This is a genomic window from Campylobacter sp. FU_520 (assembly GCF_025772385.1).
Lineage (GTDB): Bacteria > Campylobacterota > Campylobacteria > Campylobacterales > Campylobacteraceae > Campylobacter_D > Campylobacter_D lari_C.
Window position 1 is genome coordinate 26,488 of the sequence record NZ_JAKMRZ010000009.1, and the last position, 19,662, is coordinate 46,149.

Sequence of the window (19,662 nt, forward strand, 5' to 3'; positions counted from 1 at the left end):
ATACAATTGATGAATAAATCAAACAAAGGAGAGGTATGAAATTTGATTTTTATGCAACACTAGTTACTATGGTTATAGTATTGCTTTTGGGCGTTTTTGTCATTAAAAGGGTAAAATTTCTTCGTGATTATAATATCCCTGAGCCAGTTGTTGGTGGTGGAATAGCTGCGATTATTCTTTTAATCTTGCATAGTTCTTTTTCATTAAATATTAAATTTGATGAATCTATGAAAGATCCGTTAATGCTTGCATTTTTTTCAAGTATTGGTTTGTTGGCTGATTTTGCTTCATTAAAAAAGGGTGGCAAAAAGTTAGCAATTTTTTTAGTAGTAGTTGTAGGCTTGCTTTTTGCTCAAAATATAGTTGGTATAGGTGTGGCAAGTGCTATGGGGCAAAATCCATTAATGGGGCTTATAGCAGGTTCTGTTACAATGAGTGGTGGCCATGGAACAGGTGCAGCTTGGGCGGCTGAATTTATTAAAGAACCTTATTTGTATTCTAGTGCAACTACTGTTGCTATTGCTTGTGCGACTTTTGGGCTTATCTCAGGCGGTATCATAGGTGGGCCTGTTGCAAGATATTTGGTTAATAAATACAAATTAGTAGTTCCAAAACAAAATGATGATAAAGATGCGATTTTAAATTTCCAATCTCCAGAAAAAGAAAGATTAATCACCCCATCTTCTTTTATAGAGTCTTTAGCATTGATTGCTTTATGTTTATTAATAGGTAATGCTTTATCTACTTATATTAAAACAAATACAGGTTTTACTTTACCAACTTTTGTGTATTGTCTTTTTGTGGGTGTTGTTTTAAGAAATGTTTTATCAGCTACAAAAATTCATCATGTGTTTGATAGAGAAGTATCAGTTTTAGGTAATGTAAGCTTGTCTTTATTCTTAGCTTTAGCACTAATGACTATTAATCTTTGGGATCTAGTAACCCTTGCACTACCGATGCTAGTAATTTTAGTAGTACAAGTTGCTATGATGGCTGCTTTTGCTATATTTGTAACCTTTAGAGTATGTGGAAAAGACTATGATGCAGCGGTTTTAGCAGCAGGACATTGTGGTTTTGGTTTAGGTGCTACTCCAACAGCTATGGTAAATATGCAAACTGTAACAAATCACTATGGTATGAGCCATATGGCATTTATTATTGTGCCTTTAGTAGGTGCATTTTTCATAGATATAGTAAATGCTTTAGTGATTAATGCTTTCTTGTATCTACCATTCTTTCATTAAAATCATCTAGCACTAATTTGGTGCTAGATTAATTTTTTATCTTTGCTCTTACATAAATGATTTAAAAAACACTCTTTACATAAAGGATTTTTAGCCTTACATGTATAGCGTCCAAAAAGCACCATGGCTTGATGAAGATAGTTTAGATTATCTTTAAAAATTTTAGTTAAATCTTTTTCAGTTTCTTCAGGGGTTTTGGCTTTGCTAAGATTAAGTCTATGCGAAACTCTAAATACATGAGTATCTACAGCCATGCAATTAGCCCCACACCATTCTATCATCACTACATGTGCGGTTTTTTGTCCTACACCTGCTAGAGTTTTTAAATCTTGCTCATTCATAGGAATTTCGCCATTAAATTGCTCACAAACTGCTTGAGCCATTTTGATTAAATTTTGTGCTTTATTATTATAAAATGAGCAAGAATTAATCAAAAGCTTTAAAGATGATAAATTTGCCTTAGCTAAATCTTGCACACTAGGATAAGCTTTAAATAAAGCCGGCGTGATGAGATTAACCCTTTTATCAGTACATTGAGCTGAAAGCATAACACAAACTATAAGTTCATAAGCATTACTAAAAACTAATTCTGTTTTTGCCTCTCCAAAATGCTCTAAAAATAATTTTTTAATTTCTAAATTTCTTTTCATAAACTTATTGTATGTTAATCGGCTTTAAATAAAGTTTAGATATAATAAAATCAACAAAACTATTTCAAAGGAAAAACAATGAAAAAAATTTCTTTAGTTGCTGCGGCTTTATTAACAGGTTTGAGTTTAAATGCTGCGGTGGTTGCAACTCTTGATGGAAACAATATCAGCGATACAGAAGTGAATGAGTTTTTTGCTCCTATGTTAAGAGGTGCTAAAATCACTGACTTACCAGCTGAGCAAAAAAAAGCAATTATTGATCAATATATCGTTCAACAACTTGTATTAAAAGATGCTAAAGCTCAAAAAATAGAAAACGATCCTTCATATAAAGAAGAATTAGAGCGTGCTAAAGAAGCTATTTTAGTAAATATCTATCAAAAGAAAATTTTTGATTCAATTAAAAATAACGATGCTAAAGCTAAAAAATTCTATGAAGCAAATAAAGATAAATTCACCAAACCAGCTCAGGTAAAAGCTAAGCATATTTTGGTAACTAGCGAAAAAGAAGCTAAAGATATTATTGCCGAGCTTAGTAAGCTAAGTGGAAAAGCTTTAAATGATAAATTTGCTCAACTTGCAAAAGAAAAATCAATCGACAAAGGTTCTTCAGCTCAAGGTGGTGATCTTGGTTGGTTTGCTGAATCAACTATGGTAAAACCATTTGCTGATGCAGCTTTTTCTATGAAAAAAGGTACTATTTCTAAAACACCTATAAAGAGTGATTTTGGATATCATGTTATCTTAAAAGAAGATGCTAGAGCAAAAAGTACTATGAGCTATAATGAAGTAAAAGCAGGTATTGAAAGCAATATCAAAATGGAAGAATTTAAAGAACTTATGAATAAAAAAGCTCAAGAACTTCTTCAAAAAGCAAAAGTGGAATACAAATAATGGGTGTATTAGATCTTGTTAAACCAGGTGTTTTAAGTGGTGATGATTTAAATATCGTATATAATCATGCAAAAAAAGAAGGATTTGCTATCCCTGCGGTAAATGTCGTGGGGACAAATTCTATCAATGCGGTTTTAGAAAGTGCTAAAAAAGTTAATTCACCTGTGATTATTCAGTTTTCAAATGGAGGAGCTAAATTTGTAGCAGGAAAAGCTTGCCCAAAAGCTGATGTACTTGGTGCTATAAGTGGTGCAAGACATGTGCATTTAATGGCAAAAGCTTATGGAATTCCGGTGATTTTACACACAGATCATGCTGCTAGAAAATTACTTCCTTGGATTGATGCTTTGATTGAAGCAAATATTGAGTTTAAAAAAGAAACAGGCAAACCTTTGTTTAGTTCCCATATGATTGATTTAAGTGAAGAGGATTTAGAAAGCAATCTAAGTACTTGTGAAAATTATCTAAAACAAATGTCTGAACTTGGAATTTCTTTAGAGCTTGAGCTAGGATGTACTGGCGGTGAAGAAGATGGAGTGGATAATACTAATATCGATAATGCAAAATTATACACTCAGCCTGAAGATGTAGCGCTAGCTTATGAGAGACTTTCTAAAATTAGTGATAGATTTTCAATCGCAGCTAGCTTTGGTAATGTACATGGAGTATATAAACCAGGAAATGTGATTTTAAGACCTGAAATTCTTAAAAACTCTCAAAATTATGTAAAAGAAAAATTCAATCTTGGCGAAGAAAAACCAATCAATTTTGTTTTCCATGGTGGCAGTGGTAGTGATATAGAAGATATCAAATCAGCACTTAGTTATGGTGTGATTAAGATGAATATTGACACAGATACTCAATGGGCTTTTTGGGATGGTGTTAGAGAGTATGAACTTAAAAATAAAGCTTATTTGCAAGGACAAATTGGTAATCCTGAAGGCGATGATAAGCCAAATAAAAAATACTATGATCCAAGAGTATGGCTTAGAGCGGGCGAAGAGAGTATGATCAAACGCTTAGAGTGTGCTTTTAGTGATTTAAATTGTATCGATAGAAACTAAGAGTTTTATAACTCTTAGTTGATTTTCCTGTGAAGATTTTAAATTTTTAGAGCAAAATTAACAAAGGTTTATAAAATGGAAGTTAAAACAACTGATGATTTTTCTGATCTTGTATTGCCTGAGGGAAAAGGTAGTACAGGAATTGTTGCTTATTTAAAGATTATTTTTATCCCTGCTATATTGTATATTTTAGTGCTTTTAGGATATTTTGGAAAGATTGATTTTAAAGTAGAATTACATAGTGTTGTAATGATAGGGATTATCTTTTTGGTGGCTTTGATCTTTGCTAGACATAGTGCTGATTATGCTTCAAGTATTTTTGAGCAACAAAAAGATGAGTTTAAGCTTATATTAAAACGCTATATTATGAAGCATTTTTTAGTTATAGGTAAAGAAACAAAGTCAAACGCTAGTTTTGATGATTTTGCTTATGCTTATGTAAAAGATTTAAGAAATGAAAATTTTGCTTCTGTGGGTGCAGCTATTTTTCCTATGCTTGGTATTTTAGGAACTTTTATAAGTATAGCCATGTCTATGCCAAATTTTAATTCAAGCGACACAGCAGGTTTAGAACAAGAAATTTCAGTTTTATTAAATGGAGTAGGAACAGCCTTTTATGTATCAATTTATGGAATTTTCTTAGCACTTTGGTGGATATTTTTTGAAAAATACGGTAGTAGTAAATTCCAAAAGCTTTTAAATCGTCAAAAAAACGCAACAAGCGATTTTTTCTGGTCTAAAGAAGAAATTGATAGAAAATATCTTCAAGAAAGTTTGCAACATTTTGAAAAAATAGGCACGATTTTTGAGCATGTGAGCAATGAGGAATTTTTTAAAGAATTAGATAATACAATAGATAGAAAATTCAAAGTTTTTCAAGAGCTTGTAAGTGCTGAGGAAAAAGCTGTAAGATTAAGCAGTGAGCATGTAAAGCAAACTATGAGTGATTTATCTAAAACCCAAAGAGAGCAAAAAGATATAGTTAAAACTTACAGCGAAATCGCAAATGCGGTAAATATGCTAAATTCAAACATAAAAGATTTAACTTTAAGAATTTCAGAGCAATACAATAGACTTTTAGATGTGAGTTCTGATAAGATTGTCCATCTAGATAAAAGTGTGAGTGCTTTAGATGAAAAGGTGAATAATTTTTCAAATAATATTGAAAAATATCAAAATCTTATGCTTGATAATCAAACTAAACTTTTCGAGGGCTTTAGAGCAAGTATTATAGAAGGTATGCACACTTTTAAAGAAGCTTATGAAGATGAAAAAAATATCGATGAAAAAATTTCACTAATGCAAGAATTTAAAGAAGAAAGTAAAGAATTAGACGAGCAAACCACACAAGTTATTGCAAAGCTTGAAAATCAAAAAGAAGATGAAAAAATAGATGATAAAAAATAATTCTAACAATGAAGAAAATAATTTTTGGATAGCTTATGCAGATTTAATGGCGGGCTTGCTTTTTATATTTATTTTGCTTATTGGAGCTATAGTTGTTAAGTATGTTTTAACTCAAAGTGATTTGCAAATCATAAAAGAAAATCTACAAAAACAAGAAGAGCGCTTAAGAGAGAACAAAGAAGAATTAAATCAAAAAGAAGATATTTTAAAAAATCTTAGCCAAAAACTAAATAATACTTCAAGTACACTTGATGATGTTAATAAACAAAAACAAGCTTTAGAGGCTAATATTACTAAACTCAATCAAGATTTAAATTCAAGTTTGGATGAAAAAGATCAACAAATTTTTGCTTTGCTTGAGAGATTAAACAAAAAAGATGAAGAAATCAAAGAATTAGAGCGTAATTTTGATGAGGCAAAAAGTAAAATCAAAGAATTAGGTTTAATCAAAGAAAATACCATTAAAAATCTTCAAGCAAAATTTGATACTAATATTACCCTAGATTCTAATACAGGGGCGATAGTTTTACCTTCTGAAGTGCTTTTTGATACAAATTCTTTTACACTAAAAGCACATGCAAAAGAAAATTTGAAAGCGATTTTAACGCAGTATTTTGACAATATTTTAAAAGATGAAAATATCTTAAATAGCATAGAAAATATAGTCATAGAAGGTCATACAGATAGTGCAGGTTCTTATATATATAATCTTGATTTATCGCAAAAAAGAGCTTATGCTGTGATGAGTTTTATACACTCATTTTACAAAGATCCAAGATTGCAAAAGCTTTTAATGGCAAGTGGTAGGTCTTATTCTGATGTAATTATGAAAGATGGTAAAGAAGATAAAGAAGCAAGCCGTAGAATAGAGATTAAGTTTAATATCAATACAAATAATGCTTTGGAAAAGGTTGAAAAATACCTTGATAGCAAGTAGAATTGATGTTTTAAAATACAATGATTTTGAATTTTTACTCAAAAGAGATGATTTACTAGGTTATATTAATGGAAATAAGGCTAGAAAACTAGCCTTTTTTGAAAAAAATAAACATTTATTTAAAAAAGGACAAAGATTTATTTCTTTTGGCTCCTCTCAAAGTAATGCTTTAGTTGCTTTAGCTAAGTTTTGTTACGAAAATGATTTTTTGCTTATTTTTGTTTGTGAAAAAATGAGTTCTTTTTTAAAAGAAAATCCCCATGGAAATTTAGAATTTGCATTAAAACACAATGTGGAGTTGATAGAAAATATAAATTATCCCACAAGAAGACTGCAAGCTTTAGCCTTGAAAAAAGATGATGATATTTTTATAGAAGAGGGTGTGGCTATAAAAGAAGCTGAATTTGGATACCAACAACTAGCCTTAGAGCTTAGTGAGCAGTTAAATGAAAAAGTAAGTATTTTTTTACCTTCAGGCACAGGAACTTCTGCAGCTTTTTTGGCTAAACATAGTAAATTTAAAGTTTTTACATGTGCTTGTGTGGGCGATAGTGCATATTTAAAAGAGCAAATTTTAAGCTTAGAGCCAAATTATGATTTTAATAATTTAACCATACTAAATCCACCTAAAAAATATCATTTTGCTAAGCCTTATTTGAAATTTTATGATCTTTATCAAGATTTAAAAAAAGAATGTGGAGTGGAATTTGATTTGCTTTATGATATGGTGGGTTTTAAAACTTTATTAGCTCATAAAGAGCAATTTGGTGGAAAAATCTTATATATCCATCAAGGAGGCCTTGAAGGAAATATAAGCATGTTAAAGCGTTATGAGTATAAATTAAAAAATTCCAAAATAAAAAATCACTAAGATAATCAAAGGTATAATAAATTTAACATAATAATACCATAATTTAAAAATACTTCCTTTTAGGGTATTTTGATTGGAAAGTTCATAAATAGCATCTTTTTTAAGCACCCAACCTACATAAATACAACAAAAAAATGCGGTTAAAACAAAGAATATATTTCCACTAATAAAATCAAAGCTATCAAAAATATTTTTTCCTTTGATGACGGTAATATCTCTTAAAGGACCATAAGTAAGTATGCATGGTAAATTTCCTAGCACAAAAATGCTTCCAAGTGTTAGATTGATAGCAGTATTTTTAGCTAGTTTAAATTTTTCTTCCAAAACACTGATGATTACTTGATAAATTGGCAAGCTTGTGGTAAGTGCAGCGATGATTAAAAGTAAAAAGAAAAACACGCAAATTATACTTCCAAAAGGTATATGTGAAAACGCAACAGGTAAGGTTTTAAAAACCAAAGATGGCCCACTATCAGGGGTTAAACCTACACTAAATAAAGCAGGGAAAATCATAAATCCAGCAAGTACTGCTATGAGGGTATTTAAAATTCCTGTATAAACAGAAGTTTTGATTAAATTCTCATTTTTCTTAAGGTGAGATGATAAGGTTATCATTACGCCAAAACCCAAAGATAAGGCAAAAAATACTTGTCCTAAAACATCTATAAACAATTTAGGAGTGATTTTAGAAAGATCAGGAGTAAGGTAAAATTTCACACCCTCGCTTGCTCCTTCAAGAGTTAAATTGCGTGCAACAACGACCAAAAGACAGATAAATAAAAATGGCATAAGGTATTTTACTGATTTTTCTATGCCATCAATTACACCTTTTTTTAAGATAATCCAATTAATTATCACAAATATAGTAGTAAAAATTCCTATTAATAAAGGATTGTTTTCTATAGTAGAGCTATAAAATTCGCTTGTATATTGAGCATTAATGGGACTTGAAAGATTAAAATCGCCTATGATGATTTTAAAAATATAAGCTAAAACCCATCCGCCTATTACCATATAATAAGCCATGATTCCAAAACTACCTAAAAGTCCCATGTAGCCAACACCTTGCCAAGAATTAGATATTTTAATTCCATCACTTGTTTTTCCGCCAAAAGCATCAACTGAATTTAGCATTCTGCGTCTTCCTATAACATTTTCAACCAAAATCACAGGAATTCCTATAAAAATCATAGCTATACAAAAGGCTAAAACATAAGCACCGCCCCCATTTTCACCTACTAAGTATGGAAAACGCCAAGTGGCTCCAAAACCAATAGTCGCTCCTGCTACTGTAAGGATATAAGTTAGCGTATTGCTCCAAGTTTGTCTTTGCATGCTTTTTCCTTGCTAAATTTAAATAAAAAATATTTTAAGATAAAAAATAATACCATTATGCCAAATTTTTATTTATTTTTTTATCAAATTAAAGGAAAATCCATGCAAAAAAAGAAAATTTTATTTTTAGGTGCAGGATATGCTACTTTATCGGCTATAAAAGCCTTACCTGATGAGTTTTTTGAAAAAGCACAAGTGAGTTTGATTAATAACAATTCTTATCATTATCATACTATTTTACTACACAAAGTAGCTTCAAATGAAGATATTTATAGTTCAAAATATGATCTTTTGCCTTTATTAAATCCAAAAATCAACTTTATCCAAGATGAAGTTTTAAAAATTTCTAAAGATAAAGTTTTTACTAAAAATAATGAATTTGACTTTGATATTTTAGTATGTGGGCTTGGTTTTGCTAAAGAAACTTTTGGCATTAAAGGTATGCAAGAATATGCTTTGAGTATAGATAATTATGAAAATGCTTTAAAAATTAATGAAATTATATATGAGAAAATAAAAAATTATAAAACCGCCCAAAATGAAGATGATTTAAAAATCACAGTTTGTGGTGGGGGTTTAAGCGGGGTTGAGTTTGTAGCTTCTTTAGCTAAAGAGCTTAAAATCTTTTGCCAAAAAGAGCAAATTGCTTATGAGAAATTAGAACTTTCTATTATTGAAGCTATGGATCAAATTTTACCTATGTTTGATAAAAGTTTGGCTTTAAAAGCAAGACAAAGGTTAGAGACACTTGGTGTGAAAGTCTATGAAAAATCTAAAATCATAGAATGTGAAAAAAATGGTATAAGACTTGATGGGGGAGAATTTGTTAAAGCTAATACTATCATTTGGACTGCAGGGGTTAGGGGTAATAGTGTTATAGAAAATAGCTCAGATTTTCCAAGTGCAAGATCGCGTATAGAAGTAGATGCTTTTATGCATCCTTTAAATGTTGAAAATGCATCAAGATACTTTTTTATAGGTGACAATAGTTTATTTAAAAATCCTAAAACCAATACCCCTTATCCTCCAACAGCCCAGCTTGCATTAAGAGAAGGAGCTTATGTAGCCAAAGCTTTAATGGCTATGATTGATGAGAAAGATTTTAAACAAGAATTTTCTTTTGTGAGTGGAAATACCGTTTGTTCTATCGGAAAGGATTATGCAGTTGGAACGGTTTTACATAAGCCAATTAGTGGTTTTTTGGCAATAAAACTTAAAATTTTTATAGAAAAACTATGGCAGTATCAGCTTATAGGGATAAAAGGATTTTTTAAATAAACATATAAGAATCATCATAAGTATGATTTAATCTAGCCTGAATACTCTCTTTCCATCCTTTTGCTAGGGTGGAAATTTTTTCTAATTTTTCTAAAGAATTTGAATTTTTAAAAGGATTAAAAAATAATTGATTTAACTCCATAATGCTTAAATTAGTTTCATCTTTTTGTAAGATTTTGATTTTGTCATTTTTGTTCATTACACCTTCTTTTAAGACTCTATAATACCATCCAGTTCTTCCACTTTTGAAAATTTCTTGAGTGAAATTTAAGTGATTGTGTATGCTAGAAATTTTAAAACAAGGCTTGCGCGGTTGACTTACTTGCAAAATACAAGTACCTATCTCATGTATATCTCCACAACAAACATTATATTCGTTTAAACCATCAATACTTAAATTCTCTCCCATTTCTCCAAAATTTAAGTATTTATTTAAATAATTATTCCATAAAGTATAGTTTTGCACACTATTTGCAAAAACAACTTTTTCTAAATTTCCATGATGAATTTTATCAGCTATTTCATTATCAAGAATATAATCTGTATAAATTTGCAAAGAATTTAAATAAATATCCTTGATAAATGCTGAGTGAAATTTATTATAGTTTTTGATTTTGCCAATTTGCAAAGATTTAATAGAACTCATCAAGGAACTTTACTTAAAAACTCATTTGCATCTACATAGCCTATAATGCGTCCTTTTTCCTCGCCTTTGTTGAAAAATATCATTACAGGAGGCCCAAAAACTCCAAATTCTTTCATAAGAGCTAAATCTTCTTGGCTATTATGTGTTACATCTGCTTTTAAAAGCGTGTAATTAGCAAGCAAATTTTGTACTTTTGTATCTGTAAAAGTATATTCTTCTAAGAGTTTGCAGTTTTCACACCAAGTAGCTGTAAATTCAAGCATGACTGGTTTGGTAGAATTTTGTAATTCTTGCTCAAGCTCTTTTAAATTTTTGATGGTTTTAAAACTTAAACTAGAGCTATTTTCTTTTGAAGCAAGGTTAAACTCAAGAGGTTTTAGCAAGCTTTTTGAGCCCATTGAGCCGCCTAAAATCAGACTTAAACTATAAGCTAAAATTAAAATCATACTTGCTTTTTTAAATTTATCAAAATTAGTTTTTGCTTCATCAAATAACCCCATAAAGCTAGTAAAAAATACCCCTATAACCCCATAAAGCATTAAAATGATGTTTGCACTAAGTATTCTTTCTAGCATCCAAACTGCCATGATGAGCATGATAAAGCCAAAGAAAATCTTTATCTTAAGCATCCAAGCTCCGCTTTTTAAAAAACTTCCTCCAAGTCCTATTAAAAGTAAAGGCATACCCATACCAAAACTCATCACAAATAAAGAAAGCCCTCCTAAAAATACATCGCCACTATTAGTAATATAAAGCAAAGCCCCTGCTAAAGGTGCAGCTACGCAAGGTCCTACAATAAGAGCTGATAAAAAGCCCATAATAGCTATACCAAAAACTCCGTTTTTGCCTTCTATTTTTTTATTGATAAAATTTTGAAATTTAAGTGGCAGTTGTAATTCATAAAGGCCAAACATAGAAAGTGAGAGCAATACAAAAATACCCGCAAAAGTAATGATAATCCAAGGTTGTTGTAATAAACCTTGTACATTAGCACCTGCAAGGCCTACTAAAGCACCTGCTATAGCATAAGCTAAAGACATAAAAAAGACATAGATAAAAGATAAATAAAAGCTATGTTTTTTAGATGGTTTGTCTTTGAGTTTCATTGCAATTAATGAAGAAAGAATAGGTATCATTGGTAAAATACAAGGAGTAAGTGCTAATAATAAGCCATAACCAAAAAAAGTTAAAAGTGTGATAAATATATTTTGTGTGCTTAAATCATTGGCAATTTGCTCATCTTCATTTTGCTTTTTAAATTGATCTTTGGTTGATTTTATAGTATAAATTCCATTTTGTCTATCGAGTTCATAATTTACATATACAGGACGATAGCATAAACCTTCATCTGAGCAACCCTGATAAGCTAGGGAAAGTTTTGCTTTGTTATTTTTAATAAAATCATCTAATAATAATTGAGGTATAAAAAGTTCAAGTTGGTTGAAGATTACTTCTTTGTTTTCTCTCGTTTGAGTTTGTGGGAAATTTAATAAAGAAGTAATATCATTAGAGTCTAATTCTACTTTGATTTGATCTTTGTAAAGATAAATTCTATCTGCGAGATTGATTTTTAAAAAAATTCCTTGATTGTTGCTATGGGTATTGAGTTTAAAAGCTTCATTGAGTGATAATACTCCATTATTAGCAAAAGCTAAATTGAAAAAAATAAAAAATACCGCTAAAAAACGCATTTTTCTCCTTGAAATTGAAAATTAAATTTGTTTTATTTTACTTATTTGTGGTAAATTTAAGTTAATAATTATCCTAAATTAAGGAGCCTGTTATGGACAAGGACAAATTTACTCTCATTAAGGTAAAAAAATCAACGCTTGAGTATGAAAGCGAGCTTAAAAGATTGCAAATTGAGCTTTTGAAATTTCAAAATCATGTTAAAGATAAGGGTTTAAAGGTTTTGATTTTAATCGAAGGACGCGATGCGGCAGGAAAGGGTGGTGCTATTAAAAGATTAATTGAGCATTTAAACCCTAGAGGTTGTCGTGTGGTAGCGCTTGAAAAACCAAGTGATGTAGAGAAAACTCAGTGGTATTTTCAACGTTATGTAACACATTTACCTGCAGCAGGAGAAATAGTGATTTTTGATCGATCATGGTATAATAGAGCAGGTGTTGAACCTGTGATGGGCTTTTGTACTCCAAATGAGCATAAAAAATTTTTGCGCGAGGTGTCTTCTTTTGAAGAGATGTTGCTTGATAGTGGAATTTTATTTTTTAAATTTTATTTTTCAGTTTCTAAGCAAGAGCAAAAAAGACGTTTTGAACAAAGAAGAACAGATCCGCTAAAACAATACAAACTATCTCCAGTCGATGAAAAATCCCAAGAATTGTGGGACAAATATACCCTAGCAAAATATTCTATGCTTTTAGCTTCTAATACACCAAAATGTCCTTGGGTGATTATTAATTCAGATAGTAAAAAGAAAGCAAGAATCAATTTGTTTAAGTATTTACTTAGTGTTTTAGAATATCCAAATAAAATTAAAGATAAGTATTTTAAATACGATAAAAAATTAGTGCGTAGTGGTGAGGAGGAAATTCGCAAAATGGAGCTTAGTTTAAATGATGAAAAACTTAAAAAATTTGATAAAAAATAAGGGATAGAATTGAGTTATCTTTTTATAGTACGTAGTAAATTTAATGAACATAAAAAAATTAATCTAAAAGTATTTTTATTCAATGCTTTTTTGTTGGTTTTTTTATTGTTTTTATTTTTTTATTTGTCTTTTTTAAGCGATAGTTATAATTTTGATTTTGGGGCAATTTATGAATATAAAGATAAAATGATACAAGGTTTTTTCACAAGTTTTTTTATTAGTGTTTTATCTTTGATTGTAGGTGTGATTTTTGCTTTGATTTTATGCTATATGAGTCTTTGTAAAATCGTGCTTTTTAATATGTTCGCAAGGGTTTTTATAGAACTTATCAGGGGTACGCCTTTGCTAGTGCAAATTTTATTAATTTATTACATTTTTGCAGATAATTTGGGGCTTGATAATCGCTATGTTTGTGGAGTTTTGATTTTAGCTTTATTTGCTAGTGCTTATATTTGTGAGATATTTAGAGCAGGGATTTTAAGTGTTGATAAAATGCAATATGAAAGTGCTAAGGCTCTGGGTTTGAGTGAGTTTGAAATTTATAAAAGTGTTATTTTTCCCCAAGCTTTAAAAAATATCTTAGCACCACTAAGTGGACAACTTAGTAATTTGATCAAAGATAGCTCTCTTTTAAGTGTTATAGCTATTTCAGAATTAACACAAAATGCTCAAGAAATCAATGCTTTTACTTTTTCAACTTTAGAAATTTACATTCCTTTAGCACTTTGCTATTTGGTTTTAACTTTGCCTATTTCTATGTTTTCAAGAAAGCTTGAAAAGAGTTTTTCTTAAAAGAAAAACTCAAGCTTTTGTTCTTTGAAAACTTCTTGCATATCTTTGAGGTATTTTTGACTTAGCTTATCAAAAAGACCATTTTCTTTAGATTTTAAAATAAACTCATTGAGTTCTTCTTTTAATTTGGTATTGTTTTTATTTAAAGCTATGGCCCATTGCTCAGGTGTTTTTTCAAAAGGAGTAAAAATAGCTTTTGTTTGTTCAGGATGTTTTTTCCATGCTTTATAAATGCTCATTTGATCATAAATAAAAGCATCAGCTTTTGCTTGAATGACTTCTAAAATAGCCGCATTTTCTTTATCAAATACTAAGATTTTTGCATTTTTAAGATTTTTTTGAGCATATAAATGTGCACTTGAACCTCTTTTTAAAGCAAGTATTTTCCCTTTTTGATTTAAATCTTCTATGGAATTAATATTTGATTTTTTAGCGCTTAGTATCGCTAAATTTGCCTTAGCATAAGGCAAGGTAAAATCTATTACTTTTTTTCTTTGTTCACTTATACTCATAGAAGACATGATGAGATCTATTTTTTGAGTTCTTAAAGCAGGTATAAGTCCATCCCAAGCTATGTTTTGGATTTTTAAATCATAGTTTTTTTCTTTGGCAAAGGCTTGTAAAAACTCTACACTAATACCACTTGGATTACCTTTAGTATCACTCATTTCAAAAGGAGGATAAGCTAATTCCATACCTACAATTAATTCTTTTGCATTGAGTGTAAAAAACAATGCAAGTAGTAAAATAATTTTTTTCATGTTTTTTCCTTAATTTAGTTTTTTTATAAAACAAATAATTTTATTAACTTCTTTGAAGCCACATTGCATATGGAAATTAAAACTATCAATATTTTGTAATTCGCAATCACTAGCAAATTCACTAATTTTTTGATTTAAAATCCATTGTTCGCAATATGTTAGTAGTTTTTTTTGCATAATATTTTTTTCTGAAATTTTCTCTAATGTAAATTCCTTCTAGATATCCTACTGGAGTGCTAGAGCTACCTTCTACATAATCATACCTTATACTAACATATGCTAAGCCTATGCACAATTGCTGTGTTTTAAGTAAAAATACAGCATATTTTTGATCTTTTAATATATTTTCAAATTCATGCTTTAATTTTACAATGGGTTTATTAAACAATAAACTTGCTAATATTAATACATCTTCTAAATCATTAATGTTTGCTTGGTAAATTTTAAAATGATCCAAATTTAGCTAAAGCCCTTTCATAATCTTCTTTTGTGTCTATACCTATGCTTTGGCTTTGTATTTTTAACATTTTGATTTTTTTGCCATTTTCTAAGACTCTTAATTGTTCTAATTTTTCGCATTCTTCTAAAGCTGAGTTTTTCAAAGTGCAAAATTCTTGTAAATTTTTAACCCTATATGCATAAATTCCAAGATGAGCTTTAAAACTTTGTTTATAATTTGCCCTTTCATAAGGAATTTTAGATCTTGAAAAATACAAAGCATAATCATTACTATCAGTAACTACTTTAACCAAATTTGGATCATCACAAGCTTTTGCATCTATTTCTTTATAACAACTACTCATAAAACAAAGCTCATTTTCAAAAGTTTTTTGGCTAAATTCCTTAAAATCTTTAATATTTTGTGTTTCTATAAAAGGCTCATCAGCTTGGACATTAATGATTAGCTCATTTTCATTTAGTTTTAAAATTTGACAAGCTTCATTGATCCTATCAGTGCCACTTTCGTGATTTTTACTTGTTAAAACTGCTTTTATATTGTGTTTTTGTGCTATTTTTAAAACCTCTTCATCATCAAGCGCCACACACACTTCATCAACTTCTTGCATTTTTTTAGCCGTATAAATAAACATAGGTAAATTATCAATCTTGCATAAAATTTTATTTTCAAAACGACTTGATTTTAATCTTGCTGGTATGATTATCATTGTTTTATCCATTCTATAATAGTTTGTTTTAGATTTTTGAGTTTGCAAACTTGATTTTGTTTTTGAGTGCTTGTAAATAAGCTTGCAATATTTGGATGAATTTCTTGCTTAAATTCTTTTGCAAGTTCTTGCATACAAGCTTGTTCATCTTGGCATTCTTTGTTATAAATTGCTTGATACATACTTGGGGTAAATTTACTCCATTGTGCTGTGGAAGTGATAAGCGTAGTAGTGTTAGAATCAAGCATTTTAAAGCAAGTGCAAGTGTGAGGATCTAAAAGTCCTAAGTGGCTGTATTGTTTGATATATTGCATACACTCATCATCATTGCAAAAATCAGCTTCAAAGTCTTCTTGTAAAAGCTCTAGTTCTTTTTGGCTAAGCTCATAATATTTTTCATTCTTTAAAGCCTGCATTAACTCTTTGGTGCGTTTATCTTTAAATTTATCAAAAAGTAAGCGTTCTATATTTGATGATATAAGTATATCCATAGCAGGAGAAATAGTCTTTTGCAAGCTTTTATTTCTTAAATCATATTTGCCTGTATTAAAAAACTCACTTAAGATATTGTTTGAATTGGAAGCAATTTTAATTTTACCTATATTTGCTCCCATTTTTTTAGCATAATAAGCTCCCAAAGCATCGCCAAAATTTCCACTTGGAACAATAATGTCTATTGTTTTATCGATTTTTAAACTAGCATAGTAATGATAGATGATTTGAAAAAGTATTCTTCCAAAATTAACTGAATTTGCAGCACTTAGACTTAACTTTTCTTCTTTTAAAGTATTTTTAAAATCCTCATCATTTAAAAGCGCTTTTAGAGCATTTTGTGCATCATCAAAATTACCTTCAATGGCTATGGATTTTAAATTGCTTGCATTTGAATGTGTCATTTGTAAAGCTTGAGTTTTACTTGTGCCTTCATTTGGGTAAATACAAACTACTTTTATGCCTTTTTTATTTTCAAAGCTTTTTAATGTTGCAGGCCCTGTATCACCACTTGTAGCGCACATGATTAAAAAATCATCATCTTTTTTTAAGTGTTCTAAAAGTACGCCAAAAGGTTGTAAAGCCATATCTTTAAAAGCTCTTGTTGGTCCATGGAATAATTCATTAATATAAAGTTTATCATTGATTTTTTTCAAATTAATAGGGCAAGTTTTATCATCAAAACTCTCATAAGTTTTCAAAGCTTTTTCAAAAACTTCAAGCTCTAAATCAAAATTAAAAGCCGCGATGATTTTTAAAGCTAATTCTTTGTAGCTTAAATTTTTTAAAGCTTCATTATCAAGCTTTGGTAGATTAAGTGGCGCATATAAAGCATTATTAGGTGCACTAGGGCTAAGTAAGGCTTTTGAAAAGCTTACTTGATGGTTTTTATCTTGGGTTGAGTGTAGCAACATTTTCTTCCTTTTTGTTAAATTTATCAATATAATCTTGCAAAACTTGCTTAAAGTTATCTTTTAAAACAATATCAAGATGAATAAGTTCAGTTTTAAAGCCAAAATCTTTTATTTTCACATAGTCTTTAAAGGTTAGCATCAAGGTATCACAATTGTGTTTTTTTAAAAGTTTTTCTAATTCTTCTTTTTTGAAAGTATAATGATCGGCAAAAAAATAACAAGCCCTAGCTTTGATAAAATGCTCATATAATCTAAAAGGTTTTGCAATAGAGCTTATTAAAACTGCTTTTTGATTTTCTTTTACATGAGAATAACGCACAAAGTCTTCATTTTCTTTAGCTATAAAATCAGCCCTTTTAGCAAAAGATTTTGGCAAACGATAAGCCCCGCTAGGTAGAGTAAAATCAAAAAATGGCTCATCTTTACTTTGCAATAAAATATTAAGTTTTTTAATATGAAATTTAGAAAAAGCATCATCTAAAAGTATGATTTTTGCTCCAAGTTCGATAGCTTTTTGTATACCTTTAACCCTATCTTCGCTTACTATCACTCCATTAATGTGTTTTGTAAGTGCATATTCCATAGCTTCATCGCCACTTTCTTTAATATCGCATAAAATTTCATCTTTATGCTTAACGATGATTAAGCCTTTACTTTGTCTTTTATAGCCTCTTAAGATAATAAAACAATTTTCAAACTCAGCTGCTATGGCTTTGCAAATGGGAGTTTTTCCATTGCCTCCTAGGGTTAGATTACCTATGCTTATAATGGGTAAATTAAAATCAAGTTCTTTTTTAAATTTAGTATTTAAAATCGCTATGATCATATATAAAAAGCTAAAAGGTAAAAGTAAAAAGGCTAGAGTTTTTTGCAAAAAATTAGGTTTAAAAAAATAGCGATCAAGCCAAGTCATATGTATTCTTTAATATTGTTGGAAGTTTTCTTTTAAAGGCATTATTTTGCACACGCTCTAAGACTAAATTTTTTAAATTCTCATCAAATTTTTCCAAACTTTGATTATTTTCTAAAGCTTTTAAAACTTCATCTAAAACTTCATATTTATAGCCAAGATCTTTTTCATCGCTTTGATTTGGCCAAAGATCAGCACTAGGGGCTTTTTGTATGAAATTTTCATGCACACCCATAAAATTAGCAAGCTCAAAAACTTGACTTTTATAAAGTGTAGCCAAAGGATTAAAAGCACAAGCTAAATCCCCATAAATAGTCCCATAACCAAGCATAAGCTCGCTTTTATTAGAAGTACCTACCACTAAAGCATTATGTAAAGCCGAATAATCATAAAGCAAGCTCATGCGCACTCTTGCAGCTAAATTCCCAAAGCGTAAAGGGTTCAAGTCTTGACAAATTTTTTCATAAGCACAAAGTACTTCATCAATATAAACAATCTTGTGATGAATTTGCAAATCTTTACAAAGCATTAATGCATCATCTAAATTTTCTTTTTTAGAATGTTTTGTAGGCATTAAAAGCACAAAAAGTTTTTCACCTACTGCTTTTTTGCAAAGATGAGCTACTAAAGCTGAATCTATCCCACCGCTTAAACCTAAGATGAGATTTTTATCTCTTGCTTGTTCTTTTATAAAATTGATCAATAATTCTTGTAATTTTGTATAATTCATAAAAAATCTTTAAATATTAATTTTTTAAAATTATATTTGATTTAGTTAAAAGGAAGTTTATATGCGTATTTTAAAACAACCATGCGGAATGTATGAAACAAATTGTTATATTATAGATCATAATAATAAGCAAATCATCATTGATCCAGGTGAAAATGCTTATGAGTTTATCAAAGAAAACGCAAGCAAACCTTTGGCTATTTTAAATACTCATGGTCATTATGATCATGTTTATGATAATGCTAAAGTTAAAAAGGTTTATGAAATTCCACTTTTTATCCATAAAGATGATGCTTTTATGTTAAAAGATCCTTTTAATTATGGTTTTGAGTATTCAAATGCTGATATGTTAATAGAAAATGAAAATGAATTTAGTATAGATGAGTTTAAGTTTAAATTTCATCATTTCCCAGGGCATACTCCAGGGTGTTGTATGATAGAACTTGTGGGTGAAGATGTGCTTTTTAGTGGAGATTTTTTATTTTACCGTAGTATTGGTAGATGGGACTTTCCTTACTCAGATGCAGCTAAGATGAAAGAGAGTTTATTAAAAGTTTTAGCTTATGAAAAAGATTTTAGATTGCTTCCAGGGCATGGAGAAGAAAGCACTTTAAAAGAAGAGCAAAGTGCAATTCCTGCTTGGTTAAGGTATTTTCACTAATGGATAAGGTTTTATATTTTTTAAGTTTTTTGCTGATTTTAAGTGCGATTTTGAGTTTTTTTAAACCCAAAGAAGCAAAAAAGAAATTTTTTCACAAATGCCCATGTTTTAGAGCGGTGGAAAATGGTTTAATGAGTAGAATTTGTATTTATGCGGGAAGTTTTGGTTTTATGTATTCTGTGCTTTATATAGGATTTGGAGTGTATGATAAAAAACTTTTTATCATATTGCTTTTATCTTTTGCGATATGGTATTTTGCTTGGGTTTTAAAAAAAGAGTAAAAAACTATCATTAAAAAT

At 29.6% G+C, this 19,662-nt stretch carries 21 protein-coding genes; 11 read left to right on the top strand and 10 right to left on the bottom strand.

Translation table 11 applies throughout. From position 1 onward, the window contains the following. The first annotated feature begins 35 nt into the window (after positions 1-35). The gene (gene gltS, locus L8W55_RS04665; protein ID WP_263677566.1) at positions 36-1,244 is read left to right on the top strand and encodes a sodium/glutamate symporter; all 1,209 of its coding nucleotides are present in this window, start codon (positions 36-38) and stop codon (positions 1,242-1,244) included. Positions 1,245-1,267: 23 nt separating this feature from the next. Here gltS and nth read toward each other — a convergent pair whose 3' ends face one another. Beyond that, entirely contained in the window at positions 1,268-1,894 is a 627-nt protein-coding gene (gene nth, locus L8W55_RS04670) for an endonuclease III (RefSeq protein WP_263674538.1), read from the bottom strand. 78 nt (positions 1,895-1,972) lie between these two features. Between nth and L8W55_RS04675 the strand changes: the two genes are divergently transcribed. The 5 genes from L8W55_RS04675 to L8W55_RS04695 all read left to right on the top strand — a co-directional run bounded on the left by L8W55_RS04675 (position 1,973) and on the right by L8W55_RS04695 (position 7,067). Continuing rightward, the gene (locus tag L8W55_RS04675) at positions 1,973-2,788 is read left to right on the top strand and encodes a peptidylprolyl isomerase (RefSeq protein WP_047208348.1); all 816 of its coding nucleotides are present in this window, start codon (positions 1,973-1,975) and stop codon (positions 2,786-2,788) included. After that, a complete protein-coding gene (gene fbaA, locus L8W55_RS04680) occupies positions 2,788-3,852 on the top strand; it encodes a class II fructose-bisphosphate aldolase (protein ID WP_263677568.1) in 1,065 nt (354 codons plus the stop codon). The genes L8W55_RS04675 and fbaA overlap by 1 nt, the downstream gene beginning before the upstream one ends. Before the next feature lie 75 nt (positions 3,853-3,927). Next, the gene (locus L8W55_RS04685) at positions 3,928-5,259 is read left to right on the top strand and encodes a MotA/TolQ/ExbB proton channel family protein (protein ID WP_263677569.1); all 1,332 of its coding nucleotides are present in this window, start codon (positions 3,928-3,930) and stop codon (positions 5,257-5,259) included. Continuing rightward, a complete protein-coding gene (locus tag L8W55_RS04690) occupies positions 5,246-6,196 on the top strand; it encodes an OmpA family protein (protein ID WP_263672026.1) in 951 nt (316 codons plus the stop codon). The genes L8W55_RS04685 and L8W55_RS04690 overlap by 14 nt, the downstream gene beginning before the upstream one ends. Then, positions 6,183-7,067, top strand: a complete 885-nt coding sequence (locus tag L8W55_RS04695) for a 1-aminocyclopropane-1-carboxylate deaminase/D-cysteine desulfhydrase (protein WP_263677570.1) — start codon at positions 6,183-6,185, stop codon at positions 7,065-7,067. Before L8W55_RS04690 ends, L8W55_RS04695 begins: the two co-directional genes overlap by 14 nt. Here the strand turns inward: L8W55_RS04695 and L8W55_RS04700 are convergent. Continuing rightward, a complete protein-coding gene (locus L8W55_RS04700) occupies positions 7,038-8,402 on the bottom strand; it encodes a sodium-dependent transporter (protein ID WP_263677571.1) in 1,365 nt (454 codons plus the stop codon). The genes L8W55_RS04695 and L8W55_RS04700 overlap by 30 nt on opposite strands. A 102-nt stretch (positions 8,403-8,504) precedes the next feature. Between L8W55_RS04700 and L8W55_RS04705 the strand changes: the two genes are divergently transcribed. Further along, complete coding sequence (locus L8W55_RS04705) at positions 8,505-9,680, top strand: NAD(P)/FAD-dependent oxidoreductase (protein ID WP_263677572.1); 1,176 nt, start codon at positions 8,505-8,507, stop codon at positions 9,678-9,680. Here L8W55_RS04705 and L8W55_RS04710 read toward each other — a convergent pair. Both L8W55_RS04710 and dsbD read right to left on the bottom strand, forming a co-directional pair. Continuing rightward, a complete protein-coding gene (locus L8W55_RS04710) occupies positions 9,673-10,326 on the bottom strand; it encodes an MOSC domain-containing protein (protein WP_214124815.1) in 654 nt (217 codons plus the stop codon). The genes L8W55_RS04705 and L8W55_RS04710 overlap by 8 nt on opposite strands. Next, the gene (gene dsbD, locus L8W55_RS04715) at positions 10,326-12,017 is read right to left on the bottom strand and encodes a protein-disulfide reductase DsbD (protein WP_263677575.1); all 1,692 of its coding nucleotides are present in this window, start codon (positions 12,015-12,017) and stop codon (positions 10,326-10,328) included. The genes L8W55_RS04710 and dsbD overlap by 1 nt, the downstream gene beginning before the upstream one ends. 92 nt (positions 12,018-12,109) lie before the next feature. Between dsbD and ppk2 the strand changes: the two genes are divergently transcribed. Continuing rightward, on the top strand, positions 12,110-12,937 hold the full coding sequence (ppk2, locus tag L8W55_RS04720) for a polyphosphate kinase 2 (RefSeq protein WP_047208343.1): 828 nt from the start codon (positions 12,110-12,112) through the stop codon (positions 12,935-12,937). A 9-nt stretch (positions 12,938-12,946) separates the two neighbouring features. Continuing rightward, entirely contained in the window at positions 12,947-13,729 is a 783-nt protein-coding gene (locus L8W55_RS04725; RefSeq protein WP_263677576.1) for an amino acid ABC transporter permease, read from the top strand. On the opposite strand, the gene L8W55_RS04730 is transcribed toward L8W55_RS04725, so the two are convergent. The 6 genes from L8W55_RS04730 to L8W55_RS04755 form a co-directional block, all read right to left on the bottom strand. Next, a complete protein-coding gene (locus L8W55_RS04730; protein WP_039618435.1) occupies positions 13,726-14,490 on the bottom strand; it encodes a transporter substrate-binding domain-containing protein in 765 nt (254 codons plus the stop codon). The genes L8W55_RS04725 and L8W55_RS04730 overlap by 4 nt on opposite strands. A 121-nt stretch (positions 14,491-14,611) precedes the next feature. Beyond that, complete coding sequence (locus tag L8W55_RS04735; protein WP_263677577.1) at positions 14,612-14,947, bottom strand: hypothetical protein; 336 nt, start codon at positions 14,945-14,947, stop codon at positions 14,612-14,614. Then, positions 14,934-15,656, bottom strand: a complete 723-nt coding sequence (gene kdsB / locus L8W55_RS04740) for a 3-deoxy-manno-octulosonate cytidylyltransferase (protein WP_263677578.1) — start codon at positions 15,654-15,656, stop codon at positions 14,934-14,936. Before kdsB ends, L8W55_RS04735 begins: the two co-directional genes overlap by 14 nt. Then, positions 15,653-17,062, bottom strand: coding sequence for a threonine synthase (gene thrC / locus L8W55_RS04745; RefSeq protein ID WP_263677579.1), 1,410 nt, complete (start codon positions 17,060-17,062; stop codon positions 15,653-15,655). The genes kdsB and thrC overlap by 4 nt, the downstream gene beginning before the upstream one ends. Beyond that, a complete protein-coding gene (locus tag L8W55_RS04750) occupies positions 17,037-17,975 on the bottom strand; it encodes a tetraacyldisaccharide 4'-kinase (protein ID WP_087690575.1) in 939 nt (312 codons plus the stop codon). The genes thrC and L8W55_RS04750 overlap by 26 nt, the downstream gene beginning before the upstream one ends. Next, on the bottom strand, positions 17,962-18,702 hold the full coding sequence (locus tag L8W55_RS04755; RefSeq protein ID WP_263677580.1) for an NAD+ synthase: 741 nt from the start codon (positions 18,700-18,702) through the stop codon (positions 17,962-17,964). The genes L8W55_RS04750 and L8W55_RS04755 overlap by 14 nt, the downstream gene beginning before the upstream one ends. Before the next feature lie 61 nt (positions 18,703-18,763). Between L8W55_RS04755 and L8W55_RS04760 the strand changes: the two genes are divergently transcribed. Both L8W55_RS04760 and L8W55_RS04765 read left to right on the top strand, forming a co-directional pair. Beyond that, positions 18,764-19,363: an MBL fold metallo-hydrolase gene (locus L8W55_RS04760; RefSeq protein ID WP_263677581.1), complete on the top strand. Its 600-nt coding sequence runs from the start codon at positions 18,764-18,766 to the stop codon at positions 19,361-19,363. Continuing rightward, positions 19,363-19,644, top strand: coding sequence for a hypothetical protein (locus L8W55_RS04765; RefSeq protein WP_263677582.1), 282 nt, complete (start codon positions 19,363-19,365; stop codon positions 19,642-19,644). Before L8W55_RS04760 ends, L8W55_RS04765 begins: the two co-directional genes overlap by 1 nt. Positions 19,645-19,662: the final 18 nt, after the last annotated feature.